The 25,972-nt window shown below is 66.6% G+C and carries 24 protein-coding genes; 15 read left to right on the top strand and 9 right to left on the bottom strand.

Annotated elements, in window-relative coordinates; genetic code table 11:
- Nucleotides 1–56 precede the first annotated feature (56 nt).
- Together WMN78_RS05600 and WMN78_RS05595 are read right to left on the bottom strand one after the other, a co-directional pair.
- Nucleotides 57–2,042, bottom strand: a complete 1,986-nt coding sequence (locus tag WMN78_RS05600) for an acyl-CoA dehydrogenase family protein (protein ID WP_340532529.1) — start codon at nt 2,040–2,042, stop codon at nt 57–59.
- A 64-nt stretch (nt 2,043–2,106) separates the two neighbouring features.
- Nucleotides 2,107–2,409 (bottom strand): hypothetical protein, encoded by a 303-nt coding sequence (locus WMN78_RS05595; protein ID WP_340532527.1) that lies wholly within the window; start codon nt 2,407–2,409, stop codon nt 2,107–2,109.
- A gap of 295 nt (nt 2,410–2,704) precedes the next feature.
- On the opposite strand from WMN78_RS05595, the gene WMN78_RS05590 reads away from it, so the two are divergent.
- The 4 genes from WMN78_RS05590 (at nt 2,705) to WMN78_RS05575 (ending at nt 9,618) form a co-directional block, all read left to right on the top strand.
- Nucleotides 2,705–4,153 carry a DUF3375 family protein gene (locus WMN78_RS05590; protein ID WP_340532525.1) on the top strand — a complete coding sequence of 483 codons (1,449 nt, stop codon included), beginning with the start codon at nt 2,705–2,707 and terminating at the stop codon, nt 4,151–4,153.
- A gap of 2 nt (nt 4,154–4,155) precedes the next feature.
- Nucleotides 4,156–5,136, top strand: coding sequence for a DUF4194 domain-containing protein (locus tag WMN78_RS05585; protein ID WP_340532524.1), 981 nt, complete (start codon nt 4,156–4,158; stop codon nt 5,134–5,136).
- The gene (locus WMN78_RS05580) at nt 5,133–8,612 is read left to right on the top strand and encodes an ATP-binding protein (RefSeq protein ID WP_340532522.1); all 3,480 of its coding nucleotides are present in this window, start codon (nt 5,133–5,135) and stop codon (nt 8,610–8,612) included. The genes WMN78_RS05585 and WMN78_RS05580 overlap by 4 nt, the downstream gene beginning before the upstream one ends.
- 286 nt (nt 8,613–8,898) lie before the next feature.
- The gene (locus WMN78_RS05575; RefSeq protein WP_340532521.1) at nt 8,899–9,618 is read left to right on the top strand and encodes a hypothetical protein; all 720 of its coding nucleotides are present in this window, start codon (nt 8,899–8,901) and stop codon (nt 9,616–9,618) included.
- A gap of 35 nt (nt 9,619–9,653) precedes the next feature.
- Here WMN78_RS05575 and WMN78_RS05570 read toward each other — a convergent pair whose 3' ends face one another.
- Both WMN78_RS05570 and WMN78_RS05565 read right to left on the bottom strand, forming a co-directional pair.
- The gene (locus WMN78_RS05570) at nt 9,654–10,211 is read right to left on the bottom strand and encodes a TetR/AcrR family transcriptional regulator (RefSeq protein WP_340532520.1); all 558 of its coding nucleotides are present in this window, start codon (nt 10,209–10,211) and stop codon (nt 9,654–9,656) included.
- The gene (locus WMN78_RS05565; protein ID WP_340532519.1) at nt 10,208–12,214 is read right to left on the bottom strand and encodes an MFS transporter; all 2,007 of its coding nucleotides are present in this window, start codon (nt 12,212–12,214) and stop codon (nt 10,208–10,210) included. The genes WMN78_RS05570 and WMN78_RS05565 overlap by 4 nt, the downstream gene beginning before the upstream one ends.
- Before the next feature lie 179 nt (nt 12,215–12,393).
- On the opposite strand from WMN78_RS05565, the gene WMN78_RS05560 reads away from it, so the two are divergent.
- From WMN78_RS05560 to WMN78_RS05535, 6 genes are all read left to right on the top strand, one after another.
- Nucleotides 12,394–13,509 (top strand): iron-siderophore ABC transporter substrate-binding protein, encoded by a 1,116-nt coding sequence (locus WMN78_RS05560; RefSeq protein ID WP_340532518.1) that lies wholly within the window; start codon nt 12,394–12,396, stop codon nt 13,507–13,509.
- Between the two features lie 10 nt (nt 13,510–13,519).
- Nucleotides 13,520–14,659, top strand: a complete 1,140-nt coding sequence (locus tag WMN78_RS05555) for a FecCD family ABC transporter permease (RefSeq protein ID WP_340532517.1) — start codon at nt 13,520–13,522, stop codon at nt 14,657–14,659.
- Nucleotides 14,660–14,790: 131 nt separating this feature from the next.
- Nucleotides 14,791–15,864: a FecCD family ABC transporter permease gene (locus tag WMN78_RS05550; RefSeq protein WP_425341118.1), complete on the top strand. Its 1,074-nt coding sequence runs from the start codon at nt 14,791–14,793 to the stop codon at nt 15,862–15,864.
- A 1-nt stretch (nt 15,865) separates the two neighbouring features.
- The gene (locus WMN78_RS05545) at nt 15,866–16,681 is read left to right on the top strand and encodes an ABC transporter ATP-binding protein (protein ID WP_340532516.1); all 816 of its coding nucleotides are present in this window, start codon (nt 15,866–15,868) and stop codon (nt 16,679–16,681) included.
- Nucleotides 16,678–17,718, top strand: coding sequence for a siderophore-interacting protein (locus WMN78_RS05540; protein WP_340532515.1), 1,041 nt, complete (start codon nt 16,678–16,680; stop codon nt 17,716–17,718). Before WMN78_RS05545 ends, WMN78_RS05540 begins: the two co-directional genes overlap by 4 nt.
- Nucleotides 17,719–17,923: 205 nt before the next feature.
- Nucleotides 17,924–18,775 (top strand): SGNH/GDSL hydrolase family protein, encoded by an 852-nt coding sequence (locus tag WMN78_RS05535; RefSeq protein ID WP_340532514.1) that lies wholly within the window; start codon nt 17,924–17,926, stop codon nt 18,773–18,775.
- On the opposite strand, the gene WMN78_RS05530 is transcribed toward WMN78_RS05535, so the two are convergent.
- Nucleotides 18,772–19,059 carry a YciI family protein gene (locus tag WMN78_RS05530; protein WP_307052215.1) on the bottom strand — a complete coding sequence of 96 codons (288 nt, stop codon included), beginning with the start codon at nt 19,057–19,059 and terminating at the stop codon, nt 18,772–18,774. The two genes, WMN78_RS05535 and WMN78_RS05530, sit on opposite strands and share 4 nt — an antisense overlap.
- 63 nt (nt 19,060–19,122) lie before the next feature.
- Nucleotides 19,123–19,755 carry an NADPH-dependent F420 reductase gene (locus WMN78_RS05525; protein WP_340532512.1) on the bottom strand — a complete coding sequence of 211 codons (633 nt, stop codon included), beginning with the start codon at nt 19,753–19,755 and terminating at the stop codon, nt 19,123–19,125.
- A gap of 67 nt (nt 19,756–19,822) precedes the next feature.
- Here WMN78_RS05525 and WMN78_RS05520 point away from each other — a divergent pair, with 67 nt between their 5' ends.
- Together WMN78_RS05520 and WMN78_RS05515 are read left to right on the top strand one after the other, a co-directional pair.
- Nucleotides 19,823–20,302: a MarR family winged helix-turn-helix transcriptional regulator gene (locus WMN78_RS05520; protein ID WP_340532511.1), complete on the top strand. Its 480-nt coding sequence runs from the start codon at nt 19,823–19,825 to the stop codon at nt 20,300–20,302.
- Nucleotides 20,303–20,370: 68 nt separating this feature from the next.
- On the top strand, nt 20,371–21,132 hold the full coding sequence (locus tag WMN78_RS05515) for an SGNH/GDSL hydrolase family protein (protein ID WP_340532510.1): 762 nt from the start codon (nt 20,371–20,373) through the stop codon (nt 21,130–21,132).
- A 74-nt stretch (nt 21,133–21,206) separates the two neighbouring features.
- Here the strand turns inward: WMN78_RS05515 and WMN78_RS05510 are convergent, their stop codons facing one another.
- The 3 genes from WMN78_RS05510 to WMN78_RS05500 form a co-directional block, all read right to left on the bottom strand.
- Nucleotides 21,207–22,034 (bottom strand): FAD:protein FMN transferase, encoded by an 828-nt coding sequence (locus WMN78_RS05510; protein WP_340532591.1) that lies wholly within the window; start codon nt 22,032–22,034, stop codon nt 21,207–21,209.
- Nucleotides 22,035–22,101: 67 nt separating this feature from the next.
- The gene (locus WMN78_RS05505; protein ID WP_340532509.1) at nt 22,102–22,653 is read right to left on the bottom strand and encodes an FMN-binding protein; all 552 of its coding nucleotides are present in this window, start codon (nt 22,651–22,653) and stop codon (nt 22,102–22,104) included.
- Nucleotides 22,650–24,095 (bottom strand): ferredoxin reductase family protein, encoded by a 1,446-nt coding sequence (locus WMN78_RS05500; RefSeq protein WP_340532507.1) that lies wholly within the window; start codon nt 24,093–24,095, stop codon nt 22,650–22,652. Before WMN78_RS05500 ends, WMN78_RS05505 begins: the two co-directional genes overlap by 4 nt.
- Nucleotides 24,096–24,598: 503 nt before the next feature.
- Here WMN78_RS05500 and rpmB point away from each other — a divergent pair.
- Genes rpmB through rpsN form a run of 3 tightly spaced genes read left to right on the top strand, consistent with a single transcriptional unit; the run spans nt 24,599 to nt 25,313 of the window.
- On the top strand, nt 24,599–24,835 hold the full coding sequence (gene rpmB / locus WMN78_RS05495) for a 50S ribosomal protein L28 (protein ID WP_011693744.1): 237 nt from the start codon (nt 24,599–24,601) through the stop codon (nt 24,833–24,835).
- Nucleotides 24,835–25,002, top strand: a complete 168-nt coding sequence (gene rpmG / locus WMN78_RS05490) for a 50S ribosomal protein L33 (RefSeq protein WP_011693743.1) — start codon at nt 24,835–24,837, stop codon at nt 25,000–25,002. Before rpmB ends, rpmG begins: the two co-directional genes overlap by 1 nt.
- A 5-nt stretch (nt 25,003–25,007) precedes the next feature.
- Nucleotides 25,008–25,313, top strand: coding sequence for a 30S ribosomal protein S14 (gene rpsN, locus WMN78_RS05485; RefSeq protein WP_043485315.1), 306 nt, complete (start codon nt 25,008–25,010; stop codon nt 25,311–25,313).
- Nucleotides 25,314–25,972: the final 659 nt, after the last annotated feature.

Here is a 25,972-nt window from a genome sequence, read left to right as displayed (position 1 = left end):
ATGCCAGTGGTAGCAAGGGTGCTTAGTATCTCCGGCGGGTCGAAAAACGGCGAGAATTAGCGGTAATTTCGGTGCAGGTTCTCCTTCACGGACGCGCGCGGGGACGCATCGGCGATCCATGGTCCGGTGCCTTCGGACTGGTCCAGGACTCCCGCTTCCAGCCAGGTGTAATCGCCGGCGAGCACCTTTTCCGTCAGATCGCGGTCGGCGTCGTCGGTGTTCCGCCACAGCTGGTCAAAGTATTCGTCAACGCGGACCCGGGCCTGCTCGCAATAGGCTTCGGCGAGCTCATAGGCGGTGGCCGCCTGCTCGGGTGATGTGTGAAGCATGCCTTCAGCCCGCGAGCAGCACGCCGCCATGGCGAACAGCTCGGCGCCGATGTCAACGATCCGGCCCAGGAACGCCTGTTTGTGCTCCAGTTTGGCCTGCCACCGGCCCATCCCGTAGAACGTCTGGCGGGCAAGCCGGCGTGAGGACCGTTCCACGAACCGCAGCTGCCTAGCAAGCCTGCCGAATTCTGAGTAGGACCGCGGGTCCATCCCGGCGCCCGCCACCAGCTTGGGCAGCCACTTTGCGTAGAAACCTGAAGCGCCGACGGCGGCCCTCGCCTTGTCGGACAGGCTTGCCTCCGCGGAGGCAAGGTCCCCGGCGGCGGCCAGGTGCGCGTCCACGGCCTCGCGGGCAATCAGGAGCCGCATGATTTCCGAGGAACCCTCGAAGATCCGGTTGATCCGGAGGTCCCGGAGCTGCTGTTCGGCCGGGACGGCGCGCTCGCCGCGCGCTTCCAGCGAATCCGCCGTCTCGAAGCCGCGGCCGCCGCGGATCTGTACCAGCTCGTCAGCTATGCGGCAGCTGATCTCCGTGGACCAGAGCTTGGCGAGGGCCGCTTCGATCCGGACGTCTTTCTGGCCGGCGTCGGCCATTTCGGCGGACAGTTCGAAGACTGCGTCCAGGGCGAAGGCACTCGCGGCGATGAAGGCGATCTTCTTGCCCACTGCTTCGTGCTTGCCCACCGGCCGGCCCCACTGGGTGCGGGCGTTGGACCATTCACGGGCGATCTTCAGGCTCCACCGGCCGGACGCCACGCAGAGGGCCGGGATGGAAAGCCTTCCGGTGTTGAGCGTGGTGAGGGCAATCTTCAGGCCCTGGCCTTCCCGGCCGAGCCGGTTTGCCGCGGGCACGCGCACCTGGTGGAAGCGCGTCACCCCGTTCTCGATGCCGCGCAGCCCCATAAAGGCGTTGCGGTTTTCCACCGTGACGCCGGGGGAGTCCATTTCCACCACGAAGGCGCTGATGCCGCCCTTGTGGACGGTCCCGTCCGAGTCCGTGTGCTCCGGCACCAGAGCCATGACCACAACCAGCTCGGCGATCACGCCGTTCGTGGTCCAAAGTTTCACGCCGTCCAGAATGTAGGCGTCGCCGTCGTCCGTGGGAACTGCGGTGCTGCCCATTCTGGCAGGGTCGCTCCCGACGTCGGGTTCAGTCAGCAGGAACGCCGTGATGGCGCCGGCAGCGCAGCGGGGAAGGTATTCCTGTTTCTGTTCCGCAGTGCCGAACACCTTGACGGGCTCCGGCACCCCGATGGACTGGTGGGCGGAGAGCAGGGCGCCGAGGCTCGGATGCACCGAACCCAGGAGGGCCAGCGCCCGGCCGTAGTACACCAGGGAGAGTCCCAAGCCGCCGTATTCGCGCGGTATCTTCATGCCGAAGACGCCCAGCTCCGCCAGGCCGGCGAGGTATCCGTCCGGGATCCTGGCGTCCCGCTCGATCACCCGGCCGGACATGGTCCTGCAATAAGCGGTGAGGCGGGCCATGAACTCTTCGCCTCGCTCCACGTCCTCGACCTGGGCCTCGGGCCAGGGATGGATGAGTGAGAGGTCGAAGCTGCCCAGGTACAGCCCCTTGGCGAAGCTGGGCCGGTCCCAGGAAGTTTCCCGGGCGGCCTCGGTGATGGCCCGGGCATCGGCTTCTGTGGCCTCGGGCCCGATCTTTTCAGGGGCGACGGGAACGTCGGCGGCGGGACTGTCAGTGGCAGAGCTCACGGGGCATCTCCTCTAACCGGGGTGGCCGGCTCGAGCCCTGGGTCCGCCTCGGGTGGAGAACCCTTCAGCTGTCCCTCAATGCTACCCGCGGGTAAGTTCCCGTGCTAGGGGCAGGCTGGCCCTGAAAGTCGCCGGGGAGTTCCACGGTGGAGGCATGGTGCACCAGTCGGTCCCACAAGTGGTTGATGCCGTGGACCAGTCCCAGCAGGGTGCCGGCGACGATGAACCAGGCGAACCGGCCCACCCCCAGGAGCACCATGGCCAGGAAGGCGGCCGTCATCATGAAACCCACAATCAGCATTGCAAACACCAGCGTTCCGATGAACACCAAAGTGCCTGTTTCAACTGCGCTGAGATCGAACTGCATGGTTTCCCCCTGCGTCATTGCCTGGATAGATCAAGTAGCACGAGCGTAGGGTGCGGGCGGGGCCGCCAACCAGCCCCGCCGGGCCGTGGCGCAGGGGTTGATACGGGATCGAAATGCTACCGGAGCGTAGGTCACGGTGAGGTCACTGAAACCCCATCAGTCACACACGTAACACTCCGATTTCGTTCCGACCATGGTCCGGACTGCCCGCCCGGGCCACTGCGTTAACCTTGTAGTTGGCAGTTTTCGGGTTTTCCGCTGCCCGACGAGTCTTGCGGCAGCTGAAGGAGAGTGTGTGTCCCGATCCGCCCCGTCCTCCTCGGACGCGATCAGTGCCCGGCTCCGGGACCTCGAACTCCTGACCAAGGGCCCGGCCTGGGCGCTCACCAGGTCCGCGCCCTGGGTTATCGCAGTCCTGCAGGCCTCCTTCACCCGAACCCGCCCGCAGCTTCCGCTGGAAGAGTTCCATGCCGACGTCGACGCCTTCCTTGAGCAGCTCCGCCGCCAGGACCCCGGGCTGGGCGGGATGGCCAACGGGAAGTCCTTCGGCGATGAATGGACCCGCAAGAACTTCCTGACCCGCCGTAACCAGTCGGGGCAGATCGTCTACGAAGTCACGGAGCCCGCGGCCCGGGTCCTCGCTTTCCTGGACAGCCTTTCCAGCGAACGCTCCACCCTGAACGGGTCCCGGCTGGGGACGCTGCTGGGCGACGTCGAAAAGCTCGCCAATGAGACCAATCCGGACCAGACCGCCCGGCTGGAATCGCTCGAGGACGAGATCGAGGAGCGGCAGCAGCTCATCGAAGACATCAGCTCCGGCGACTTCGACGGCCTGCTGGACGATGACGAGGCCGTGGAGGCCGCCGGAAACATCCTGGACCTCGCGGCCAGCCTGCCGGCGGACTACAAGAAGATGCGCGACCGGATCGAGGAACTGGTGGGCGAACTCCGCAACCAGATCATCGAGGAATCGCTCAGCAAGGGTGCCACCATGGCGCAGGTGCTGGAGGCGGACAAACGGCTCCGGCAGAGCCCTGAGGGCAGGACGTTCCGTTCCTTCACCGCGTTCCTGGAGGATCCCCAGCAGCAGCTGCGTTTCCGCTCCGCGATCGGCGAGGTGCTCAGCCGCCAGTTCGCGGACGACCTCAGCCACGAGGACCGGGAGACGCTGAAGAACCTGGTGGCCGAACTCCGGACCCAGCACAGCCAGATCCAGCGGATCTACGGCAAGCTCAGTGAAAGTCTCAACACCTACGTGCAGAGCGACGATTTCCGCCAGTCCGTGCGGCTGCGCAAGGTGCTGCGCGAAGCCGAGCAGGCCATCCGCTCGCTGCCTTACGAACGGGAACGTCCGGGCCTGGTGCCCGGGCCGGTGCTCTTCAATGCGGGCTTCGAGTCGTTGTCCATGGTCAAGCTCTTCGACCCCGACGAGTTCGCAGCGCCGCCCAAGCTTGCTGACCCCATCGCTTTCAACGATTCGGACCGCGTGCGCTCGCCGCGCACCGGGAAGGCAAAGCCGGCAGCCATCCGCGCCGCGCTCGCCGGGGCCGCGACGCTCCCGGAGGCATGGGAGCAGCTTCCGCCGGAGGAACGCCACATCAACTCCATCCGCGCGTTGCTGTCCCACGCACTGCAGGACGGCGCCGGTTTCGACCGCGCCGGCTGGGACGCCATCGACTTCGAACAGATAGACGGCACCACCCGCAAGGCATTCCTGCCGGTGGTCACCCTCACAAAGGATTGACGATGACTGACGTTATTAACGCAACGAGCGCAGCGGCGGCAGCCCCGGTGGTCGAGCCCGTCGAGTCCCATGATGCCGGGATTTCGACGAGTTCAGTCACCAGTGGGGTGACCCCGCGGGAGACCTTCGTCGACGGCGCCGCGCTGTTCCCGGGGGACACCGGCGTGCTGCCCATGAAGGTCCGCCAGGCCCTGGTGAAGCTGTTGAAGGGTCCGTACATTGACGGCGGCCGGGACGAAAAGCTCTGGACCACGCTGCTGGACAACCAGCTGATCCTCCGCAGCCGCCTCTCCGAGCTGTTCCTGACGCTCCAGCTGGACCACGAACGGAAGGTGGCAGTGCTGCGCCCGGTGGACCCGGACGCCATCGGCGGCAGCACCCGTTCCAGCATCCTGCGCCAGCAGCGGGCGCTCAGCCGCGTTGAGACCATCGTGCTGCTGCGCCTGCGGCTCCTTTTGGACCGCCACGTCACAGCCCAGACCGACCCCACGATCACGCGCGAGGAAATCGCCGAGCTCGTGGCCCACTACCAGCCGTCCGGCCAGCAGGACGCCCTGCGCGATTCCGACGTCGTGAACCGCGCCATCACCAAGCTCCTGGCCCGCCAGCTCCTCATCACCACCGGCCTCGAGGACGTCTACACCATCTCCAACGCCCTCCCGCTGGCCCTCCCCTTCGAAAACATCGGCGACATCCCCGCCCAAATCGAGGCCCTCGTGGCGGCAACAGCAGACCCCACCGGCACCGAAGCGCTGCTGGAGCTCGACGGCGAGAATCCCGTTCGCTCGGATGACGACACTGAAGACGACGCAGACGGTGACCTGAATAGCGAAGACGACGGCGATGCCGCCCCGGGAGTGGCATCGGGCCTGTCGGAGCCGGACGGCCTGCTGCTTGCAGCAGAGCCGTCCAGCGAAGGGGCGGGGGCGGCATCGCCGTCGTCGTCCAACGCAACCGCGGCCACGAACGGAGAAGCCAAGTGAGCATCGCAACCATGCTGCCGATGGGCGAACTCACCAACCCCGGCCAGATGCGGCTCGCGCTGGTGCAGGTGGTCAACTGGGGCACGTTCCATGGGGCCCACACGATGCACGTGGACCGCAACGGCACCCTGCTGACGGGCAACTCGGGCGTCGGCAAGTCCACGCTGTTTGACGCCATGCTGCGCGTGTTCGATGCGAGGCCACGCTCCAACGAGGCCGCGGCCCAGCGCTCCGGTGCGGTGGAGGACAAGCGGACCACGTTCACGTACATGCGCGGCAAGGTGGGGGACAAGGCCGTGGGCGAGGGGTCGGCCAGTGCTTTCCAGCGGCCCGGTGCCACATGGTCCGCCGTTGCCCTGACGTTCGATAATGCGGCCGGTACGAAGGTGACGGTGTCCGCGTTGTTCGACCTGCCGAAGAACGGCACGGAGTCGAGCGTCGGGCGTTACTACCTGATCGACAACAAGCCGCTGGACCTTGCCGCGATCGAGGGCATTGCGGAGAAGCGCTTCACCAAGGCCGCGCTGGATGCGATCTTCCCGGACGCGCAGGTCTTCGACGTGCACAAGGCGTTCGCCGAGCGGTTCCGCCGCCTGCTGGGCATCAATTCGGACCAGGCCCTGCCGCTGCTCCGCGTGATCCAGGCCGGCAAGGGCCTCGGCGGCAGCGTCAACACCTTCTTCCGTGACCAGGTGCTCGATGCGCCTGCCACGTTGGCCGCGGCGGACGACGTCGTCGAGGAATTCAGCAACCTGATGTCCATCCGCCAGCGGCTGGAGGACGTGCGGCAGCAGCGCGACCAGCTCGCTCCGGTGCCCGGACTGAACAAGGAGTACGCGCAGTCCCTGCTTGATGCGAACCGGCTCCGTGAGCTTGCCGGCGAAGAGTTCGACGCGTTCCGGCAGCAGCTCGCCGTGACTGTCCACGAGAAGACCCTGGCCCGCTTCAAGGAGCTCGCCCACTCGAAAGCCAAGGAGCTCGGCGCCGAGCGCGCGGTCCGGGACGGCCTGGCCAAGGACCTGCGGCAGCTTGAGACGGACTACAACAACCAGGGCGGCAACGCGATCTCCGCGATCGAGCAGTCGCTGGACAACGCCCGGGTGGGGCTGAAGCTCCGCCAGCAGGTCGAGGAGTCGGCGCGGCAGGCCCTGGCCGGTGCCGGACTGGATCTCGAGTGGACCTCCGAGGGCTGGGAGCAGGCCCACACCCAGGCGGCCGCACGGTCTGCCGAACTGCAGGACGACTCCGAAGCGCTCAAGGAACTGCGCTTCGAGGCGTTCGACGGCCATGCGACCAAGAAACGTGAGCTTGCGGCGGCCCAGCAGGAACTCCTCTCACTGAAAACGCGCAAGTCCCTGCTGCCGCCGTCGAGCATTGAAAACCGGACCGCGATCGCCGCTGCAACGGGCGTGCCGGAGGAGCTGATGCCGTTCGGCGGCGAGCTGATCGACCTCGCAGAGGGGGAGGAGCAGTGGCGGCCGGCCGCCGAACGCGCGCTGCGGAACCTCGCCACCACGCTGCTGGTTCCCGGCGAGCACTTCGCCGCCGTCACCCGCTACCTGAACGGCCATTCCGTCCGCGGCGCGCTCCGCGCCGTGGACGTGTCCAAGCCGCTCGCCGGCGGCGCCCTGGCCGTGGAGGACGTGGCCGACGGCGACCTGCTCACCAAACTGGACATCCTCACCACCGGGACGGCGGGCGACGCCGGGCAGTGGATCCGTGAGCGGATCGCCGTCGATTTCGCCTACCCTTGCGTCGAGGACCCGGACGACCTGGCTGCGCTGGACAAGGGCCTGAGCCTGGGCGGCGTGGTCAAACGCAACCGCCACACGGTGGAGAAGGACGACCGCTTCACCGGCAGGCAGGACTACGTCCTCGGCTTCGACAACGCCTCGAAGCTGGAGCTCGTGGCCGCGCAGGTGGAGGACCTGCAGCAGGAACTGGCCAAAGCCGCCGAACTCGCCCAAAGCCGCGAAGAGTCACACCAGGGAATGACCCGCCAGCTGGAGGCCTTGCGCCGGATCGCCGAGGACCACCGGCCCTGGGAGCAGGTATCCGCCGCGGTGGCGCAGGACGAGCTCGGAAAGATCGAGCAGCGCCTCAAGGATGCCCTTGCCGCACAGGCCGACCTCGAACCGCTGCGGTCAAACATTGAAGCGGCCCGGCAGAAGCACCAATCCAGCACCGAGGCAGCAGCCGTCCTGCAGAGTGAATACAAGGCGCTGGACCAGCAGCTCACCGCCGCGGATTCGCTGCTGGACGCCGCGCGGACGCGCCTGGGCCAGGCGCCGCCGTCGGATGCCACCGTTGCCGCGCTGGAACCCTACTTTGCCGGCGGTGGCGACGTTGGAGACATCACGGAAATGCACGAGCTGGACAACATGGCCCACCAGGTGCGGACCCGGCTCCTCGCCGAGCTGCACGCGGCCGAGTCCCGCGGCCAGGCCACGTCCGAGCGGCTCACCCGGATGTTCGAGGGGTTCGTGCGGGAATGGGGCACGGCGATCTCCGCGGACCACGGCACGTCCATCGGCGCCGCGGGGGAGTTCGAGGCCCGGTACCACGCCATTGTCAGCGACGGCCTGCCCGCGCAGGAGGCCGAGTTCCGGCAGTTCTTCAACCAGCGCACGCACGAATCGTTCAGCACGCTGCTGCACCTGCTGGACGAGGAGCGCCGGTCCATCACCAGCCGGATCCTGCCGCTGAACGGGATCCTGTCCGAGGTCAACTTCCACGAGGGCAGCTTCCTGGAACTGGACATCAAGCAGACCCTGCCGCCCAGCGCGAAGCAGTTCAAGGACGCCATCCAGAACGCGCTGAAAATCCGGCATACGCGGCCCTCACGGTCCGCGGGTGCGGCGGCTACGGGCTCCGGCGCCTCCAGCCCGGAACCGGACGACGACGCCGAGCTCACCACCCGCTACAAGTCGCTGGAAACGCTCGTGAAGCGTCTGGGCTCCCAGACGCCGGAGGACCGGCGCTGGCGGGCGGAGGTGCTGGACGTGCGCGGGCACCTTTTCATCCAATGCAAGGAGCACCGGGAGGTACAGGGCCCGCGCGGCAGCAAGCGGACCGACGTGTTCATGCACGCGGACACCGGCTCCATGTCCGGCGGCGAACGGCAGCGGTTCACGGCGTTCATCATGGCTGCTGCCCTGAGCTATCAGCTGGGCATTGCCGAGCAGGGCTTTACCACCTACGGCACTGTGATGATGGACGAGGCGTTTGTCCTCGCGTCGGAGGAGTTCGCCGGGGCGGGCATCAAGGCGCTGCACGAATTCGGCTTCCAGCTGCTGCTGGCGGCGCCGGAGAACGTGATCGACCTGTCCAGGCACCTCGGCTCCGTGACGGAAATCCTGCGGGACAAGCGCACCAACCGCTCCGGTGTGCTCACGGCCCCTGTGATCGGGCCGCGGGCGGGGACGGAGGGTCAGTGGAGGTCCGAGGCGAACCCGGTGGACATCGTCCTGCGCTAACCTCACCCGCCCATCAACCCCAGACCCTTCAGGACGCTCTCTCACTTCCTGAGCCCTTTCGGCCGACGCTCTCTCACTTTTCACCGGGCCAGGCGTCGCTGCGGTAATTTATAACAAATCGATGGATTTATTGCGAATCCTCTGGAGGGGCCGTGGCTGTGCGTGCGATTCTGTAGAGCACAACACATCGCCACACGCTCCCTCAGGGTCGCCGCGAGCCACTGCCCCAACGGCAGGCCGGAAGCCAGTCCCACCGAGCTGACGGCCTTTCGGGAAAGGCACCATAATGCGCTCTGCGCGTCGCGTCCCCTTCATCCCCGCCCTCGCTGCCGCGGCCGTCCTCGGCCTGTCCGGCTGCGGTTTGGGCGTCACTGAGGCCTCCTCCGGAGTATCGCCGTCAGGCGTCAGCGTTCCCTCGGAATCGGGGGGTGCGACGTCTGCCCCCGCCACGCCGAGTTCGACGGCGGAAGGCACCCCGCCGTCGTCGTCCGCTCCCGCTTCTGCCGGCGTCGCGACGTATACGTTCCCGGACGGGCGCTTGTCGTTCCAGCACCCGGCGGATTGGCGGGTGGACCTGTTCACCGGGGCAGGGGATCCTTCACTGTCGGGTACGGCGACCGTCTTCGACGCGAGTGGTACCGAGCAGGCAACGGTGTATTACGGGCAGGCGGCGGATGCTGTCAGCCACCGGGTGGCCAGGACCGTCTTCGAGTCCGAGCCCGTGCCGGGGCTAAGTCAGCAGCCCGCTCCCGCCGCGCACTACTCCTTCTATGTGGACCGGATGGATGGCAACCCGACCTACCGCATGCACCTGACGGCCGGGGCGCCTCCCGCCGGGGAGGATTCCCGGGTTGACGGGATCATCCGGGTTGGCGAAAAGGTCCTGGTGGCCGATGTCCGGTTCATCGAGAAGCCCTTCTCCAGCGACGAGGCGGCCAGGTTGTGGCTGGAAGGCGCCGAGGGCCAGGCTCTCAAGGCGCTGTTGTTGAGCATGTCGTACAGCTGATTGCCGGGCCGAAGGTCCGGCTGCCGGCCAGCCTGTCAGGGACGGGCTGCCCGGCAGGCGTCGATTTGGGACTGGACGATCGCCCCGTAGTGGGCCACCAGCTCGTCGAAGTCCCAGCCTTCGAACATGCCGAGCGTGCGTACAGCCTCGCCAAAACCGGTCATGAGCGCCACCACCGTGGAAGCGTAACGCCGGTCCGGCGTCGGGTCTTCGAGGAGCCCGGCCATGCTTGCAAGGTACCGTTCACGCGTGTCCGCGCGGGCGGCGTCGGGCGTCGGGGAGTCCTGGATGGTGAACGGGAGCATGGCCCAGGGCTCCTGCAGCCCGCGCTCCCGCCGCATCAGCACGCGGAACACGAGCGTGGCGCCCAGCTCCGCGGCCGGGACGTCGAGTTCGGACAGCAACGATTCGTCCGGTTTGGCGGCGGCGAACAGTTTCTCCTTGGAGCCGTACAGCTTCATCACGAGCGCCGCCGAAACTCCGGCGTCGGAGGCGATGTCGCGGACCGTGACGCCGCGGTAGCCGCGCTCGCCGAACAGCCTCCCGGCGGAATCCAGGACGGCATCGCGGCTGGACATCCCGGCCGCGCTCATGCTTCCACCAGCTGCCCGGCGGGGGCGTCCATGGCCAGGTCCGCGGACACCGAGCGGTTGTCCACCGCGAGTTTCCGGGCCATGGCCTGGTGCGTCGCCGGGTGCAGCAGGGTCACGATGTAGCGGCCGGCCAAGGGCAGCGGCAGCGAATACCGGCCCTCTGAATCGGTCCGCACGGTAGCCACATGTTCACCGGAGGCCTGCAGCAGCGTCACCACCGCGTCCGGAAGCACAAGGCCGCCCGCTGAGGCGGTTCCGGCGAGTTCAAGGCGGTCCTCCAGGTGGAAGTTCTGCTGCAGCGTGCGGCCGTCAAAGTCGAATACCTCCGCCATCGGCGCCCAGCCGGCGGCATTGGCCACCATGAGGTACTTGCCCGCGCCGGGCAGCGCCACGGAATAGTTGCCCTCGCTGTCCACCCGGCTCCAGTCCACCGGTTCGCCGCCGGTCTGGAGGACGGTGACGACGGCGGGAGTGACGGGGCGGCGGTCGGCTGTCAGTACGCGTCCCTGCACCACGAGCTCGGTGGCGGCCGGCGCCGGGAGCGCTGCCTTGGCGGCGGCCGCGGCCCGCGGAATGAACACGGCCGCCACCATGGAAGCGGCGGCCGCCAGGGCCGCCATCCAGAAGACGTCCTTGAACGCCTCGAAGGACGGCAGCCGGACGGATCCCACGGTGATGCTCACAGAGGTGAGGACAGCGGCGACGGCGGCACTCGACGTCGAAGTTCCAATGGACCGCACCAGGCTGTTGAGGCCGTTGGCCGAGGCTGTTTCCGTGATGGGCACGGCGCCCATGATCAGGGTGGGCATCGCGGCGTAGGCGATTGCGGTGCCGATGCTCACCACCGTGGAGCCGATGATCACCGACGCAATGGAATCCCAGAAAAAGACGCGGCCCACGTAGCCGACGACCATGACGGCGGCACCGGCGATCAGCGCCGACTTCCCGCCGAAGCGCCGGATGATCCCGCCCGAAACGGGAGCGAAAACCACCATGGCCAGGCCGGACGGGACCATGCAGAGGCCCGCGGTGATCACGCTCAGCTGGAACCCGTAACCGGTGGAGGCGGGCAACTGGAGTTGCTGGGTGGTCAGGAGCATGTTGGCGAACATGGCGAAGCCCACCAGGAGGGACGCCAGGTTGGTCAGCAGGACAGGGCGCCGGCCGGACGTGCGGAGGTCCACCATCGGCTGGCTGACCTTCAGTTCGTATGGCAGCCAGGCGGCAAGGAGGACCGCGGCGGCCAGGAACAGCAGCAGTACCGGTTCCGAACCCCAGCCCCACGAACCGCCTTTGGAAATGGCTAGCAACAGTGCCGCCAGGGCGCCGGAGAGAATCACTGCGCCGAGGTAGTCGAACCGGCCCGGCGTGCGCACTTTGGATTCGGGGACCACCAGGACGACGGCGGCGAGCAGCAGGGTGCCGGCTGCGGCGGATACCCAGAAGATGGATTCCCAGCCGAGGCTTTCGTAGAGCAGCCCGGCGAGCGGGAGGCCCAGGGCGCTGCCGATGCCGAGAGTGGCGCTCATCAGGGCGACGGCGGAGCCCATCTTTTCCTTGGGCAGTTCGTCGCGCATGATGCTGATGCCCACGGGAATCAAGGCCGAGGAGAAACCCTGCAGCGCCCGGCCGACGATGAGCCAGAGGAAGCTTCCCCCGACCGCTGCCACGATGGAACCGGCAACCATGATGGCCAGGCAGATCACCATCATTTTCCGTTTCCCGTACATGTCCGCGCTGCGGGACACGATAGGGGTGGCCACAGCGCTGGAGAGGAGTGTCGCGGTGACGAGCCAGGAGGCGTCGTCGGCCGTTACGCGGAGGATCCCGGGGAAATCCGGAAGGAGCGGCACCACGAGGGTCTGCATCAACGCCACCACGGTGCCGCTCAGCGCGAGGACCGCCGTGATGGCGCCGGGGGACAGGGATCTGTTGCGGGACTGGGGCATGGAACCTTCGGGGTCTGAGGCGGCCACCACGGGTGAACGCGTGTTTACTCTCATAAAAGTGAACCACTGTTCACCCCGCGCAATCAACAATATCCGGCGTGCATCTCCTCACTTTTGATGCACATCCGGCCTCCCGGGGCCGATTGAGACAATTACGTTACGCGAACCTTCCGTAATTCACAGAAGGATAGGCTAGCCTTACTTGGGTTCGCATCATTGACCTAAGGAGTTCCGTGACTTCCCCCCTCTTCTCCGGCCCCGGCCGCAGCGGCCTGGCCGCCGGCCCGTCCCGGCGCCTGCTGCTCAAGACCGCCGGCAAGGCAACGGCCGTCCTGGCCGCCGCCGCCCTTTCGCTCTCCGCCTGCTCCACCGGACCGGCGGCATCCGGCGCCGGCACCGCAGCGGCCAGCCAGTCTGCCGGCTCGCAGTTCCCTGTCACCATCAAGCACGTCTTCGGTGAGACCACCATCGAGTCCCAGCCGCAGCGTGTCGTCACGGTGTCCTGGGTCAACGACGACGTCGCACTCGCGCTGGGCGTTGTTCCCGTGGGCGTTCCCAAGAATGAGTGGGGCGGCAACGACAAGGGCTCCACGCCGTGGAAGGACGCCAAGCTGGAAGAGCTCGGCGCCGGCTTCGGCACCGAGAAGGCGCCGGTCCAGTTCTCCGAGGCGGACGGCATCAACTTCACGGAGATCGCCAAGCTCAACCCGGACGTCATCCTGGGCGCCTACTCCGGCCTGACGGAAGAGGACTACAAGAAGCTCAGCGAAATCGCGCCGGTTGTCGCCCACCCCGAAATCGCCTACGGCACGTCCTGGCAGGACTCCACCAGCATCATCGGCAAGGCCCTGGGCAAGGAAGCGGAGGCCGCCAAGCTGGTCTCTGACACCGAGGCCACCATCAAGGACAAGGTCTCCAAGTACCCGCAGCTGGCCGGCAAGAGCTTCATCTACGGCAACCTGGAACCTGCCAAGAGCGACGGCGTGAACGTCTACACGGCCAACGACAACCGTCCGCGCTTCCTCTCGGAGATCGGCATGACGCTGGCTCCCGTTGTGGAGGAGAACTCGAAGGGCTCCAAGGAATTCTTCATCCCGTGGTCCGCTGAAAAGGCCAACGAGCTCGAATCGGACATCTTCGTAACCTGGGTCCCTGACGCCGCCAACACTGATTCCATCAAGGCCGACCCCCTGCTCGGCCAGATCCCGGCCATCAAGAACGGTGCCCTGGTGGCCGACTCGGACAACACGCTCACGCTGTCCATCTCGGCGTCATCGCCCCTGAGCCTGCCGTGGTCGCTGGACACGTTCCTGCCGCAGCTGGCCAGCGCAGCGGATGCAGTGAAGTAAGAACCCCGCTATGACAACAAGTACGACGACGGCGGCGGGTCCGAACCATGCGTTGAGCTCGCCTTCCAGCCGTCCCGCCCAGCGCGAACGGACACTTGAGGCCCCGCAAGCGGCCGAAGCTGCGGCCGGTAAAGGGCCGCAAGTGCCCGTTCGCGCTGCCGGGAAGCGGGCCGCGTGGCTGCTGGCCGCCGTCGTCGTACTTGTTCTTGTTTCTGCAGTATCGCTGGCCGTCGGCGCCCGCGGACTTCCCCTCGAAACCGTGTGGGAGGCGCTGGCCCGGTTCGATCCGGCCAACGGCGACCACGCGGTGGTCCACGCGCGCATCCCGCGCACTGTCCTGGGCCTGCTTGCCGGCGGGGCTCTCGGCCTGGCGGGCGCCGCCATGCAGGGAGTGGCCCGCAATCCGCTGGCCGATCCCGGCATCATGGGAGTCAACGCCGGAGCCGCGCTGGCCGTGGTCACCGGTATCTACGTCTTTGGAATCTCCTCGCTGACCGGCTACATCTGGTTCGCGTTCATCGGCGCTGCGGCGGCCGCCGCCCTCGTTTACCTGGTCGCCTCGCTGGGCAGGGACGGTGCGACGCCGGTGAAGCTCGCCCTCGCCGGTGCCGCCCTGAGCGCCGGACTGTACTCGCTGATGAACGTCATCCTGGTCTCGAGCCAGGACACCCTGGACCGGTTCCGGTTCTGGCAGGTGGGCGGCATTGCCGGGCGCGACTGGTCCGTGGTGCTGCCCGGGGTGCCGTTCCTCATTCTTGGCGCAGGCATCGTGCTGGCAACGGGCCGGATCCTCAACAGCCTCGCACTGGGCGACGACATAGCCCGCGGGCTCGGCCAGCGGGTGGGCCTGGTCCGCGGCATCACCGCCCTGGGCATCGTGCTGCTGTGCGGTTCCGCCACGGCACTGGCCGGACCGATCGGCTTTGTGGGGCTCGTCATTCCCCATGCCGTCCGCTTCCTCACAGGCCCCGACTACCGCTGGATCCTGCCGTTTTCCCTCGTCCTGGCGCCGGTGCTCCTGCTGTCCGCCGACATCCTGGGCCGCGTGGTCCTCCTGCCCGGCGAAGTCCCGGCAGGCATCATGACGGCCCTCGTCGGCGCCCCCGTCTTCGTGTGGCTTGTCCGCCGCGGGAAGGGGGCCGGGCTGTGAGCAGGTCTGACCTGGCCCACGTGGGGCGCGAACTCGGTGACAACGCCCCCGGCGCCGGGCCTGTTGCTGAGCGCGGTGCCGGGCGCGAACGGGCAGATAATGCCCTCAAAACCGCGAAAACAGGGCATTATCTGCCCGTTCGCGCTGGTGTGCTGACCACAACCGTGCTGAACCGGATCGCGCTGAACCGGACCGCCGTCCTGGCGTTCGCCGTCGTGGTCCTGTTCGCCGTCAGTGTGCTGCTGGGCAGCTACACCGTGACTATCCCCGACTTCTTCAAGATCCTGTTCGCCCACCTCACCGGCGGCCAGAAAATCCCCGGCGCAAGCTTCATCGTGATGGAAAGCAAACTGCCCCGGGCGGTGATCGGCACCATGATCGGTGCCGCGTTCGGCCTCGCCGGCGGCCTCTTCCAGACCATGCTCCGCAATCCGCTTGCCAGCCCGGATGTCATCGGCATCAGCTACGGGGCCAGCGCCGCCGCCGTCACGGCCATCGTCGTTTTCGGTGCGTCCGGCGCCGCGGTCTCCGGTGCCGCCCTGGCCGGTGCCTTGGGTGTCGCCGCGCTCATCTACGCCATTTCCCGCGGCGGCTCCCTGGGATCGGGCGGCGGAAACAGCGGCAATGCTGCCGGCAGCCGGCTGATCCTGGCGGGCGTGGGCATAGCCGCCGCGCTCCACGCCCTGGTCAGTTTCCTCATGACGCGGGCAGACATCCGCACCGCCGCCGACGCCCTGGTGTGGCTCAACGGCTCCCTCAACTCCGCCAGCTGGGACCGCGCCGGCTTCCTGGCCCTTGCGCTCCTGGTCCTCGTCCCGGCCGCCGCCGCGCTGTCCGCACCCCTGCGCATCCTGGAACTGGGCGACGACGCCGCCGCCGGTCTCGGCATCAGGGTCGGTTTCACCCGTCTGGCCGTGGTGGTCGTCGCCGTGGCACTCGCGGCAGTGGCGACGGCGGCAGCCGGTCCGGTTGCGTTCGTCGCCTTCCTGGCCGGTCCCATCGCCCGCCGCTTCACTGCGAAAGCCAGTCTCCCGGCGTCGGCCTTCGTCGGGGCACTGATCGTGCTGTCCGCGGACTACTTTGCCGCAAACATTGCACCGCTGCTGCTGGACGGCACCGTCCTGCCGGTAGGCGTTATCACCGGCGCACTCGGCGCCCCGTTCCTGCTGTGGCTGCTGGTCACTTCCAACCGAAAGGATGCCTGAAATGGCTGTTCTACGCGCCACGGACCTCACCCTTAAGTATGCCCAGCGCACTGTGGTTGAAGGGCTGCAGGCGGAGATCCCCGAAGGCAAAGTGACCATGATCGTGGGCGCCAACGCGTGCGGCAAGTCCACGCTGCTCCGCGGACTGTCCCGGTTGCTGAAGCCGGCGGCCGGCGTCGTGACACTGGACGGCAAGGACATCCACGCCCGCTCCGCCCGCGACGTTGCCCGGACCCTGGGCCTCCTGCCCCAGCATCCCACCGCCCCGGACGGCATCACGGTCCGCGACCTGGTGGGACGCGGGCGGTACCCGCACCAGGGCTTCTTCCGGTCGTGGTCGGTGGACGACGACGCCGCCGTGCAGCGCGCGCTTGAAGCCACCGAAACGCTGGACCTCGCCGGGCGCAACGTGGACGAACTGTCCGGCGGCCAGCGCCAGCGCGTCTGGATCGCGATGGCCCTAGCTCAGGAGACCGACGTGCTGCTCCTGGACGAACCCACCACCTACCTTGACCTGGCCCATCAGGTGGAGGTGCTGGACCTGATCACGGACCTCAACCGCACGCGCGGCACCACCGTCGCCATCGTCCTCCACGACCTGAACCTCGCCGCGCGGTATGCGGACCACGTGATCGCCATGAAGGGCGGCCGGATCGTGGCCGAGGGTGCCTCCACCGATGTGGTCACCGAAGACCTGGTCCGGGACGTCTTCGGCCTGGAGTCCCGGGTGCTTCCCGACCCCGTTTCCGGCACGCCGCTGATCATTCCGCTCGGCCGGCACCACACCACTGCAACTGAACTGGAGCTCGTTTCATGAAAACCCGTGACATTGCCACCACCGAACCCATGACCCTGGCGTTCAACGTGACGGTCACCGCCGTGCAGGAACTGAGCCCCAACTTCCGCCGCATCACCTTCGGCGGCTACTCCCTGCGCGATTTCGGCGTCCACGGCGGCACCCTGGACCTCCGGGTGAAGCTGATGATCCCGTCCCTTGCCGCGGACGGCACCCAGCTGCCCCTGCCGGTCTTCCAGATGGAACAGTCGGGCTGGTACCGGGAATGGCTCGCCATGGACCCGGCGACGCGAGGGTCTATGCGGACCTACACCGTCCGGCAGGAACGGCTAGACGCCGTCTACCCCGAGATCGACGTGGATTTCGTGATGCACTTCGACGCAGAGGGCAACGGGGGACCGGCCGCCAACTGGGCACTGAACGCCAAACCCGGCGACGCCCTCACCATCATCGGCCCCAACAACCGGGCCGCACACTGTGTCACGGCCGAGATCTATTCCGGCATTGAATGGCGGCCGGGCCTGGCCCAGCGCGTGCTTCTCGCGGGCGACGAAACCGCTGTTCCCGCCATCAGCGCGATCCTGGAAAGCCTCCCGCCGTACATGAGCGGGCACGCATTCCTTGAGGTCCCCGAAGCCGGCGACTTCCTGGACCTGAAGTCGGACGCCGACGTCGAAATCACCTGGCTGGCGCGCGGCGCCTCGATCGGACGGTCGCGACCGCACGGTGAACTGCTCCAGGAGGCCGTCCGCGCCGCTGTTCCCGAGCCGGGCTGGGTGGGCATAAAGGCCGTGTCCGGCGGGGCCGGTCCGGAACCGGAAGACGTGGACGTGGACCAGGACATCCTCTGGGAGACGCCCGCGAGGATGGAAACCGCAGCCATTGCTGCCACGAAAAACCCCGGAATGCCCGCAGGCGCCATGCCGTTCTACGCCTGGATTGCCGGCGAAGCGGGAGTCATCAAGGAGATGCGCCGGTACCTGGTGCGCGACGTCGGGATCGACCGCAAACAGGTCGCCTTCATGGGGTACTGGCGGCAGGGCAAAGCGGAGCTTTAGTTCCTTTGGTTGGCTTGGTGCGCCGTCGGCGCCGCTTTGCAGTCGCTTAGACACCTCCCTTCGCCTCGTTCGGCCGCTGGCGGCCTTACTCGGCTCCTGTCGGCGATGCGCTCCATGCAAAGCAGCGCCGCCGGCGGTGCCTCATCTCACCTCCGGTTAACCCTCCCTTTCCCTGACGGCTTTTTGGGTTGAATAGGGTGCGGGGATGGGTTCATTTCCTTTACTTCCGGACCGGGGAGGGCGACGGCGGTTTGTTGCCTTGGGGGATTCCTTCACCGAAGGCGTGGGGGACCGGAGCAAGCGGCTGCCCAACGGGGTGCGCGGCTGGGCCGACCGCGTGGCCGAGAAGCTGGCCAAGGCAGAACCGGGCTGGGAGTACGCAAACCTCGCCATCCGCAGCAAGAGGCTTCGCCACGTCATCGACGAACAGCTGGAACAGGCGCTGGCGATGGAACCCACGCTGGTGACCTTGTACGCCGGGGGCAACGACATCCTCGATTTCGGCACCGATGTGGATGTGCTCATGGCCCAGTACGAAAACCTCGTGGCCCGGCTGGCCGCCACGGGCGCCACGGTGGTGCTGTTCACCGGGTTCGATGTCAAGGTGTCCGCTGTCCTGGAGCCCTTGAGGAAGCGCAATACCGCCTACAACCGCCGCGTCCGGGAAATCGCCGCCAAGTACAACACCGTGCTGGTGGACTACTGGTGCTTCGATGCGTTCCACGACCGGCGGATGTGGGATTCCGACCGGTTGCACATGTCCAAGGCCGGCCACAAATACCTCGCCGCCCAGGTCCTGGACCATTTGGGCGTGCCGCATAAGATCAGCCCGCTGGAATGGGATCCGCCGTCCAAACTGAGCCTGCGGGAGTGGGAACAGCTGCAACGCCGCTGGGTGCGCGACTGGGTGCTTCCGCTTTTTGGACGCAAGCTCCGCGGCGTGACCCTCGGGGATAGGCTCAGCCCGCGTTGGCCTGAACCGGTGAGAGTGCCCCGGAAAGGCGGGCTGAAGAAACTCGTAAAGAAGATGCCCGGGTCGGCACCCCGGGAGAACTAGCTGTCCAGCAGGTTTTCGAAGCCCGGAGCCACCCTGCCGGCATGGAATTCCTCGACGTCGAACTCAGCCACCCCGTTCGTGTAGAACGGGTCCTTGACCAGTGACGCGTCCAGGCTGGCGCGGTCCGCGTTGGAGAGCAGCAGTGCGCCGGTGCGCGGGATCTTCCGGCCGGCGACAATGAAGATGCCCTGGTCGAAAGCATCCTGAAGCCACTCAACGTGGGCTTTGAGGTGAAAATCGACGATCTCTTCGGGGACCTTGTAAGTCAGGGAGACTACGTACATGCGGTCAGCCTACCCGTTCCAGAATCGTCCTCGCGAGAGTTACCACGGACCGGCCCGGGGCGGCTAAGGAAGGAGCTTGAGCGCACTGTTCCAGTTGTACCCGGGGTGGGCGTCGCCGCGCTGGAGCCCCACCACCAGCAGCTGGAAGGCCTCCAGCTCCCGCGCGCGGCGCAGCGGCCCCACGTCGATGGCACGTAAACCGGAATCGTTGATGAAGCTGGCGACGGCGGCTTTGGCCTCGTTGGAATCACCGGCCAGCAGGACATCCAGCGTCTGCCCGGCCACCTCCCCGGCAGCCAGGGTGGAGGCAAAGACCGTGTTGAAGCCCTTGACCACGTTCGCGCCGGGAACCAGCGCCTGGATTTCCTCGGCTGCGGAGCTTCCGGCGGGCACGGTCAAGGAGTCATAAGTTTCCGTGTTCACGGGGTTGGAGATGTCCACAATCGTTTTACCGTCCAGCGCCGTGCCGTAGCGGCTGACGATTTCCTTGGACACCTCGAAATGGGTGGCCAGGATAACGATGCTGCCCTCGATTTCCTTCCCGGTAGTTCCGACGGAGGCGTTCATTGCGGAAGCCAGCGCGGAGGCAGCCACGGCATCCCGGCTGAGGATCTGGATGCTGCGGCCTGCGCTGGCAGCCCGGGCGGCGATGCCGGCCCCCATGTTGCCCGTGCCAATGATCGTGATGTCCGTCATGACGCCTCCTCCCGTTCGGACAGCCGTGGCTTGAACTGTCAATGATTTTTTCTCTTAGGATGTATTCATGACCGAACCCCGCTGGCTCAACGCCGATGAGCGCCGCGCCTGGCTTGCCCAACTGAGCATCAACACCTTGCTGCCGGCGGCACTGGACACCAAAATGCACGCAGCGGGCAAGCTCTCCCTCTTCGACTACAACGTACTCGCCATGCTCTCTGAAGCGGAAGGCCGCTTCCTTCCCATGAGCGAGCTCGCCGCCCGGACCAGCGCCTCGCTGTCGCGGTTGTCTCACGTGGTCACCAAGTTGCAGAACCGCGGCTGGGTGGAACGCCGCCCGCATCCGCGCGACGCACGCGTGACCACCGCCCACCTGACCGACGCCGGCATGGCCACCATCGTGGAGCTGGCGCCCGGCCACGTGGAAGCCGTCCGGTCGTTGCTCCTCGATGCCCTGACTGAGCGCGACGTCGCGGACCTTGCCCGGATCGGGGAGAAAATCGTGGGCCGCCTGGATGCCGACCACTGGATCCTGCGGGAGTCCTGACCGGCCTGACGGATCCACGGGCAGCCGCCGCTTTGTTGCTCCCGGCAACGGGGTGGCAGACTATCGATATGGATTTTTCCGCCCGTTATGTAGCCCTTGGGGATTCGTTCACGGAGGGCGTCGGCGATGACGACCCGTCCCGCCCGAATGGAGTCCGGGGCTGGGCGGACCGGGTGGCTGAGCAGCTCAGCGCCGCGGACCCGTCCTTCGGCTACGCCAACCTCGCCATCCGGGGCCGGAAGCTCCGGCAGATCATGGCAGAGCAGGTGGATGCCGCCGTCGAACTTAAACCCACGCTGGTGACCATTTATGCGGGGGCCAACGATATCCTCCGACCCAAGATCGACATTGACGACCTTTTGGCGGAGTACGACGCCGGCATCCGTAAGCTGAGTGCCACCGGCGCCACCGTGGTGATGTTCACGGGCTTTGACGCACGGGGTTCCAAGGTTTTCGGCACGATGCGCGGCCGTACAGCGATCTACAACGAGCTGGTGCGCGGCATCGCGGGCGACCACGGCGCCCTGCTGGTGGACTACTGGCGCTTCAGCGAATACTACGACTGGGGTATGTGGGCCAAGGACCGGATGCATATGTCCGCCGCCGGGCACGCGAACATGGCTAAGCGGGTGTTGACGGTACTGGAGCACGATCACTCCATCGATGTGCCGCCGATGACTCCTGTGCCTGAACTGAGCCGGGCCGACGCCATCCGGGCGAATGCGCGCTGGGTGCGGGAGTTCGCGGGACCCTGGGTGGTCCGCCGGGTCACCGGGAAGTCCTCGGGCGACGGTCTCCAGCCGCGGTACCGCCACCTCACCCGCCTCTGACCCCGCCGGGGACGGCTGACGGACGGCGTGACCCCCAAAGGGACGGCGTGACCTCTCGGGGATCGCGGCGCCAGCTAGCGCCGGAAGCCCGGCGTCGCGAGCAGTTCGCCGCCGGTCCGGACTGCCAGCACTTCGATGTCCCAGCCGTCCGTGGCGCGGTTCAGCATTGGCAGCCCGCCGGCCACAATCGCCGTCGCCAGCACGTCAGCAGTCACGATGTTCGCCGCCGCGACGGAAACCTGGCGGAACGCCGGAGCTGCCCGGCCGCCGCCTGCGACGGTGCCCGACCCGCGGCCCGATCCGCGCCCTGCGCCAGCCGTCCAGATGTGGTCCCCCCGTTCGGCGGAACCGGAGGTCGCCAGCGCCAGCTTCGCCTCCGGGCGGCCGCCCAGCGGATAACCGGCAATCAGGGTGCGGCGGTCCGCAGGATCGACAATCCCTGCCCGCCACGGCTGACCGGACCCAGGTGCCGGGGAGCCGGATTCCGTGGTCCCGTCTCCCGCGCTCGCCGGTGCGGGCGATCCATGGACAAGCACGTCGCCGCCGGCGTTCAGGCACCAGTCACGGAGGCCCAGCGCCAGCAGGGATGTGCCCGCCTCCTGGATGGCATGTCCCTTGACGATCCCGGAGAGGTCGAGGACGCCGTCGGGCCGTTCCGGGGTGAAGGCTCCTTCGGTCACCAGCCGCCAGCCCGCGGCGTCGGCGTAAAGCCGGCGCATGTCCTCGGACGCATCCGGCAACATGATTTCGGCCCGCGCGATCCGGCTGGCCTCCGAGTCCGGGCGGTAGAGGCTGAACGCCTCGTCCAGCCCCGCGAAAAGCTGTTCGACGACGGCGGTGGCCGCTACCAGCTCGTCCGCGCCGGAGGTTGAGGGAAGGGTCAGGCTGACCACTGTCCCCATGCAGTTGAAGGTCCTGGCCCGCAACGCGGCAGGCCTCAGCGGCAGGGGTTCAGCCGGGGTTCGGTGATCAGAGATTCGCTGCATCGATGGCCGCCTGGAGGGAGCTCAGGTAGGCGTCGCTGGTGACAGTGGCGCCTCCGATGGTCTGGACGTCGGCTGACTGGGCGGCGAGGACTTCAGCCTTAAGGAGCGGCGCCGCCCGGTTGCTGATCTGGATGGACTTGCGGTCGTCATCTGTCAGCTGCAGGGCCTCCACATCGGTGATCGCCCCTGCCTTCACGGTGATCTGGACCTGGACTGCGCCGAAACGGGTCTGGACCACGCTTCCGGCGTAGGTCCCGCCGGCCTTAGCGGCGGCACCGGTTGTGGGTTCTGCGGCCGCGCCCGAGCCTGTCCCGGTGGCGCCGGATCCGGTCGATCCAGTCGTTGATCCGGCGCTGGTTCCCGAACTGGAGCTCGAAGAACCGGAGGAACCCGCGGCGCCGGCGGTCCCGGTGGTCCCGGCCGACGTACCGGCCGCGGCGCTCCCCGCGTTCTCCACATGGATTCCTGATTGCCACCCGGCAAGGAGGATGCCCGCGGAGGCGAGTGCCGCTGATACTGCTGCCCGTATTCTCACCAGTCAAACCTTTCGTAGTGGAGTTGCTCTTCCCTGACACCCGCGGCGCGGGCATCGTCGAGGACGCTGCGTGCCCACGCCGCCGGGCCGCAGACATAGACGTCCGCGCCGGCGATGTCGGGGGCATAATCCGTCAGCCGATAGCCGGCGTCGGTGGCACTGCCGGGGAGCCAGCTTCCCGTCTGCCGGGCCGAGCGGGCGCCCGTCAGATGGAACACGGTGGCGCCCCGGTTCCGGGCGAGTTCCAGGATTTCGTCGCCGAGGTACAGTTCCTGCTCACTGCGGCCCCGGAGGATCACGGTGGCTTCTCCCGGTGCGAAAGGCGTCGATTCCAGGAGGGCGCGGAGCGGCGTGATGCCGATGCCGGCACCGATCATCACCACCTTGTCCCGGCTGCGCGCCGCAGTGCTGAAAATCCCGTACGGTCCCTCCACCGCGACCTTCGTCCCGGGCTTCAGCGCTGCAAGCTGGGCAGATCCCCGCCCTAGGTTGCGGACAGTGATCCGCAACAAGCCCCGCCCTGACGCATCGAACTGCAGCGGCTCGGCGGAGAGGCTGAACGGGTGCGGGTGCCACCACAGGCCGGGAGCCAGGAAGCGCCAGATGAAGAACCTCCCGCCGGTTCCGGCCAGCTCGTTGAGCCGCAGCCCGTGCATCTCAATACTGACCACACCGGGCGCCACCTGGACCACGCGGCTGACGGTGAGCTGATGCCGGAATGTTGCGACAAGCGGCTCCAGGACGCGGTAATGCAGGAGCGCCACACCCGTGGCGATGCATACGGCCAGCCAGTACCAGCGCTGCCAGGTACCCTCGGCGAACAGCCCGCCCACACTGAACTGGTGGGGCAGTGAAGTGACGACGGCGGCGTACGTCAGCAGGTGCACGGCGTACCAGAACTCGTAGGGAAAGCGCCGGCGGACGGCAACCAGTGACGTCACCACAACTGCGATGAAGAGTGCCATGGAAATATAGGCCAGCCACATGTCCGGCACCAGCACCCACAGGGACACCGCTTCGCTGAACGGATCCAGCCCCTCGGCCAGGCCGTAGCCCGTGGCGATCAGGATGCCGTGCGCCAGCAGGAGGTAGAGCGTCGGTTTGCCCAGCTTCCGGTGGAATTCCAGGGCACGGTCGTGGCCCACGGTCTGGTTAATGAGCGGAACCCGTGCCGCCAGCAGCAGCATCAGGAGGACAAGGTCCATGCCGGCCAGCCCGGCTACAACGCCCAAGGCGGTGAAGGCTCCGGCGGGTGTCGAGAATCCGGTTGCGCCGCCGTCGGCCAGCCACAACGCCACGGCGGCCGCAATGGAAGCCCAGGCCGCCGTCGTCAGCAGGTCCGCACGGACCAGGCGCCGGCGGTGCCGCGCCGTGAAACTGCCCGGGCCCTTACCCGGGTCCCGGGATCCGGCGGGCAGCGCCGGGAGGAGTTGTGTGTTCATGCTTCAACGTTGCGGCCCGTTGCTTTCGTTCTGCTGTGAAAAGACTGCGGCTCGGATGTGACCTGTGAAAGATGTTCAGCAAGGCGCCCTCGAACGATGAGGCCTGAGCGCTTATACACCCGCGGCGGGCAACCGCGGCTACCCGATTGGCCTTTAATTAGTCAAGCTCGTAGACTTGGTAGGCGCTAGGTGGCGCGGAGCGTGTGCAATTGCTCCGGTTGGCGGGATCTGTCCTTCAATTTGACAGTCCTCAAGGCCGGTAGTTAGGGGCTCAAGTTGCGTGCACTCCTGTATTCGCCCAGCATCCCGGTACTTCGCAGTGGATTCCGCTGCCCGGTACTCGTGGCCACTCATGTTCGCCCATAAGGACGGAAACAGCCGGCTTTCGCCGACTGTCCACGCCTGCGGACATCCTGATGTGGACGCTGGATGCGGACGCCGCCTGTCGCACGGGACGCGGAACTCTGCGGACCGTTTCATTTATTTTCATGAGGAGAGTCGTCATGGCAGCACACTGCCAGGTGACCGGAGCCGAGCCGGGCTTTGGACACAGCATTTCGCACTCGCACCGCCGCAACAAGCGCCGGTTCGACCCGAACATCCAGAAGAAGCGCTACTGGGTTCCGTCCCTGCGCCGTAATGTCACCCTGCAGGTCTCTGCACGTGGCATCAAGACCATCGACGTACGTGGCATCGACGTTGTCGTAGCCGCCATCCTGGCACGAGGAGTGAAGCTCTAGTGGCAAAGGACAAGGACGTACGTCCGATCATCAAGCTCAAGTCGACCGCTGGCACGGGTTACACCTACGTCACGCGCAAGAACCGTCGTAACGACCCGGACCGCATGGTTCTGAAGAAGTACGACCCCCGCATCCGTAAGCACGTCGAATTCCGAGAGGAGCGCTAAGCACTATGGCTAAGAAGTCAATGATCGCTAAGAACGAACAGCGTAAAGTCATCGTCGAGCGCTATGCTGCAAAGCGCCTCGAACTGAAGAAGGCCCTGGTTGACCCCAACTCAACCGACGAAGCACGCGAAGCTGCACGCCTCGGCCTGCAGAAGCTGCCCCGCAACGCCTCCCCGGTACGTCTGCGTAACCGCGACATCATCGACGGCCGTCCCCGCGGTACCTTCCAGAAGTTCGGTATCTCCCGTGTTCGCTTCCGCGACATGGCTCACCGCGGTGAGCTCCCGGGCATCACCAAGTCTTCCTGGTAATTCAACACTGCTGCTAAGCCAGCACTGCTGATGCCAGTGGTCTAGGAAGGGCCGGCAACCTCACGGTTGCCGGCCCTTCTTGCGTTTAACCGCTCGGGTGTTCCCCCTGGATCCGTGCGGTGATGCAGCACACAGAATCCAAGTACGACGTCGGCGCCCCGGAAAGTGCCTCGGGTGCCGGTTTTGGCCCGGATTGGCGGGGTTTGGCGGCCATACGGGGGAGGGTTTGCGGTGAAGCCAAAGTGGGTGTATTGTTTTCTAAGTCGCCGAGAGGGGGCCGGCGAGACGCTGGTTACCGAAGGCGGCCAAAACCCCTTCTAAACAGCCTGAAAAACGGTTCGCCACTTGGCGTGCTGTGTGAAGGCGGGGATGGTCTCGATGACCGGCAGATCGCGGAAACGCTAATTTGCTTTGAGTCTTGAGTTCAGGTAAGTTTGGGAAGTTGCTCCGGAGCGAGCTGCGACTGGCTGGATGTTGGTTGTGGTGGTGCCGGGTGTGTCTGTTGTTTGAGAACTCAATAGTGTGCCAAGTTTGTTGATACCAATTTATTATTAATTGGTTGAATTGACTGGATTGTGCCACCCCGTGGTGTGGTCTGGTTTTTACAGCTGGTTTCAAATTTTGCATCCTTTTTCTTCCGTTTTCCCGGGGGTTTTGGG

It is taken from the genome of Arthrobacter oryzae (genome assembly GCF_037911235.1).
In the GTDB taxonomy this organism is placed as follows: Bacteria; Actinomycetota; Actinomycetes; order Actinomycetales; family Micrococcaceae; genus Arthrobacter; species Arthrobacter oryzae_E.
Note: the sequence above shows the minus strand (reverse complement) of the source record. Positions and strands in the feature narration are given on the sequence as shown.

What these genes read in the sequence shown, in the direction of transcription:
- WMN78_RS05520 (WP_340532511.1), top strand. Translation starts at nt 19,823, where the DNA reads ATGACCGAACCCCGCTGGCTCAACGCCGATGAGCGCCGCGCCTGGCTT.
- WMN78_RS05565 (WP_340532519.1), bottom strand. Translation starts at nt 12,214, where the DNA reads ATGAGAGTAAACACGCGTTCACCCGTGGTGGCCGCCTCAGACCCCGAA.
- rpsN (WP_043485315.1), top strand. Translation starts at nt 25,008, where the DNA reads ATGGCTAAGAAGTCAATGATCGCTAAGAACGAACAGCGTAAAGTCATC.
- WMN78_RS05510 (WP_340532591.1), bottom strand. Translation starts at nt 22,034, where the DNA reads ATGGGGACAGTGGTCAGCCTGACCCTTCCCTCAACCTCCGGCGCGGAC.
- WMN78_RS05530 (WP_307052215.1), bottom strand. Translation starts at nt 19,059, where the DNA reads ATGTACGTAGTCTCCCTGACTTACAAGGTCCCCGAAGAGATCGTCGAT.
- WMN78_RS05570 (WP_340532520.1), bottom strand. Translation starts at nt 10,211, where the DNA reads ATGAGCGCGGCCGGGATGTCCAGCCGCGATGCCGTCCTGGATTCCGCC.
- WMN78_RS05535 (WP_340532514.1), top strand. Translation starts at nt 17,924, where the DNA reads ATGGGTTCATTTCCTTTACTTCCGGACCGGGGAGGGCGACGGCGGTTT.
- WMN78_RS05515 (WP_340532510.1), top strand. Translation starts at nt 20,371, where the DNA reads ATGGATTTTTCCGCCCGTTATGTAGCCCTTGGGGATTCGTTCACGGAG.
- WMN78_RS05595 (WP_340532527.1), bottom strand. Translation starts at nt 2,409, where the DNA reads ATGCAGTTCGATCTCAGCGCAGTTGAAACAGGCACTTTGGTGTTCATC.
- WMN78_RS05575 (WP_340532521.1), top strand. Translation starts at nt 8,899, where the DNA reads ATGCGCTCTGCGCGTCGCGTCCCCTTCATCCCCGCCCTCGCTGCCGCG.
- WMN78_RS05555 (WP_340532517.1), top strand. Translation starts at nt 13,520, where the DNA reads ATGACAACAAGTACGACGACGGCGGCGGGTCCGAACCATGCGTTGAGC.
- rpmB (WP_011693744.1), top strand. Translation starts at nt 24,599, where the DNA reads ATGGCAGCACACTGCCAGGTGACCGGAGCCGAGCCGGGCTTTGGACAC.
- WMN78_RS05545 (WP_340532516.1), top strand. Translation starts at nt 15,866, where the DNA reads ATGGCTGTTCTACGCGCCACGGACCTCACCCTTAAGTATGCCCAGCGC.
- WMN78_RS05500 (WP_340532507.1), bottom strand. Translation starts at nt 24,095, where the DNA reads ATGAACACACAACTCCTCCCGGCGCTGCCCGCCGGATCCCGGGACCCG.
- WMN78_RS05525 (WP_340532512.1), bottom strand. Translation starts at nt 19,755, where the DNA reads ATGACGGACATCACGATCATTGGCACGGGCAACATGGGGGCCGGCATC.
- WMN78_RS05540 (WP_340532515.1), top strand. Translation starts at nt 16,678, where the DNA reads ATGAAAACCCGTGACATTGCCACCACCGAACCCATGACCCTGGCGTTC.
- WMN78_RS05585 (WP_340532524.1), top strand. Translation starts at nt 4,156, where the DNA reads ATGACTGACGTTATTAACGCAACGAGCGCAGCGGCGGCAGCCCCGGTG.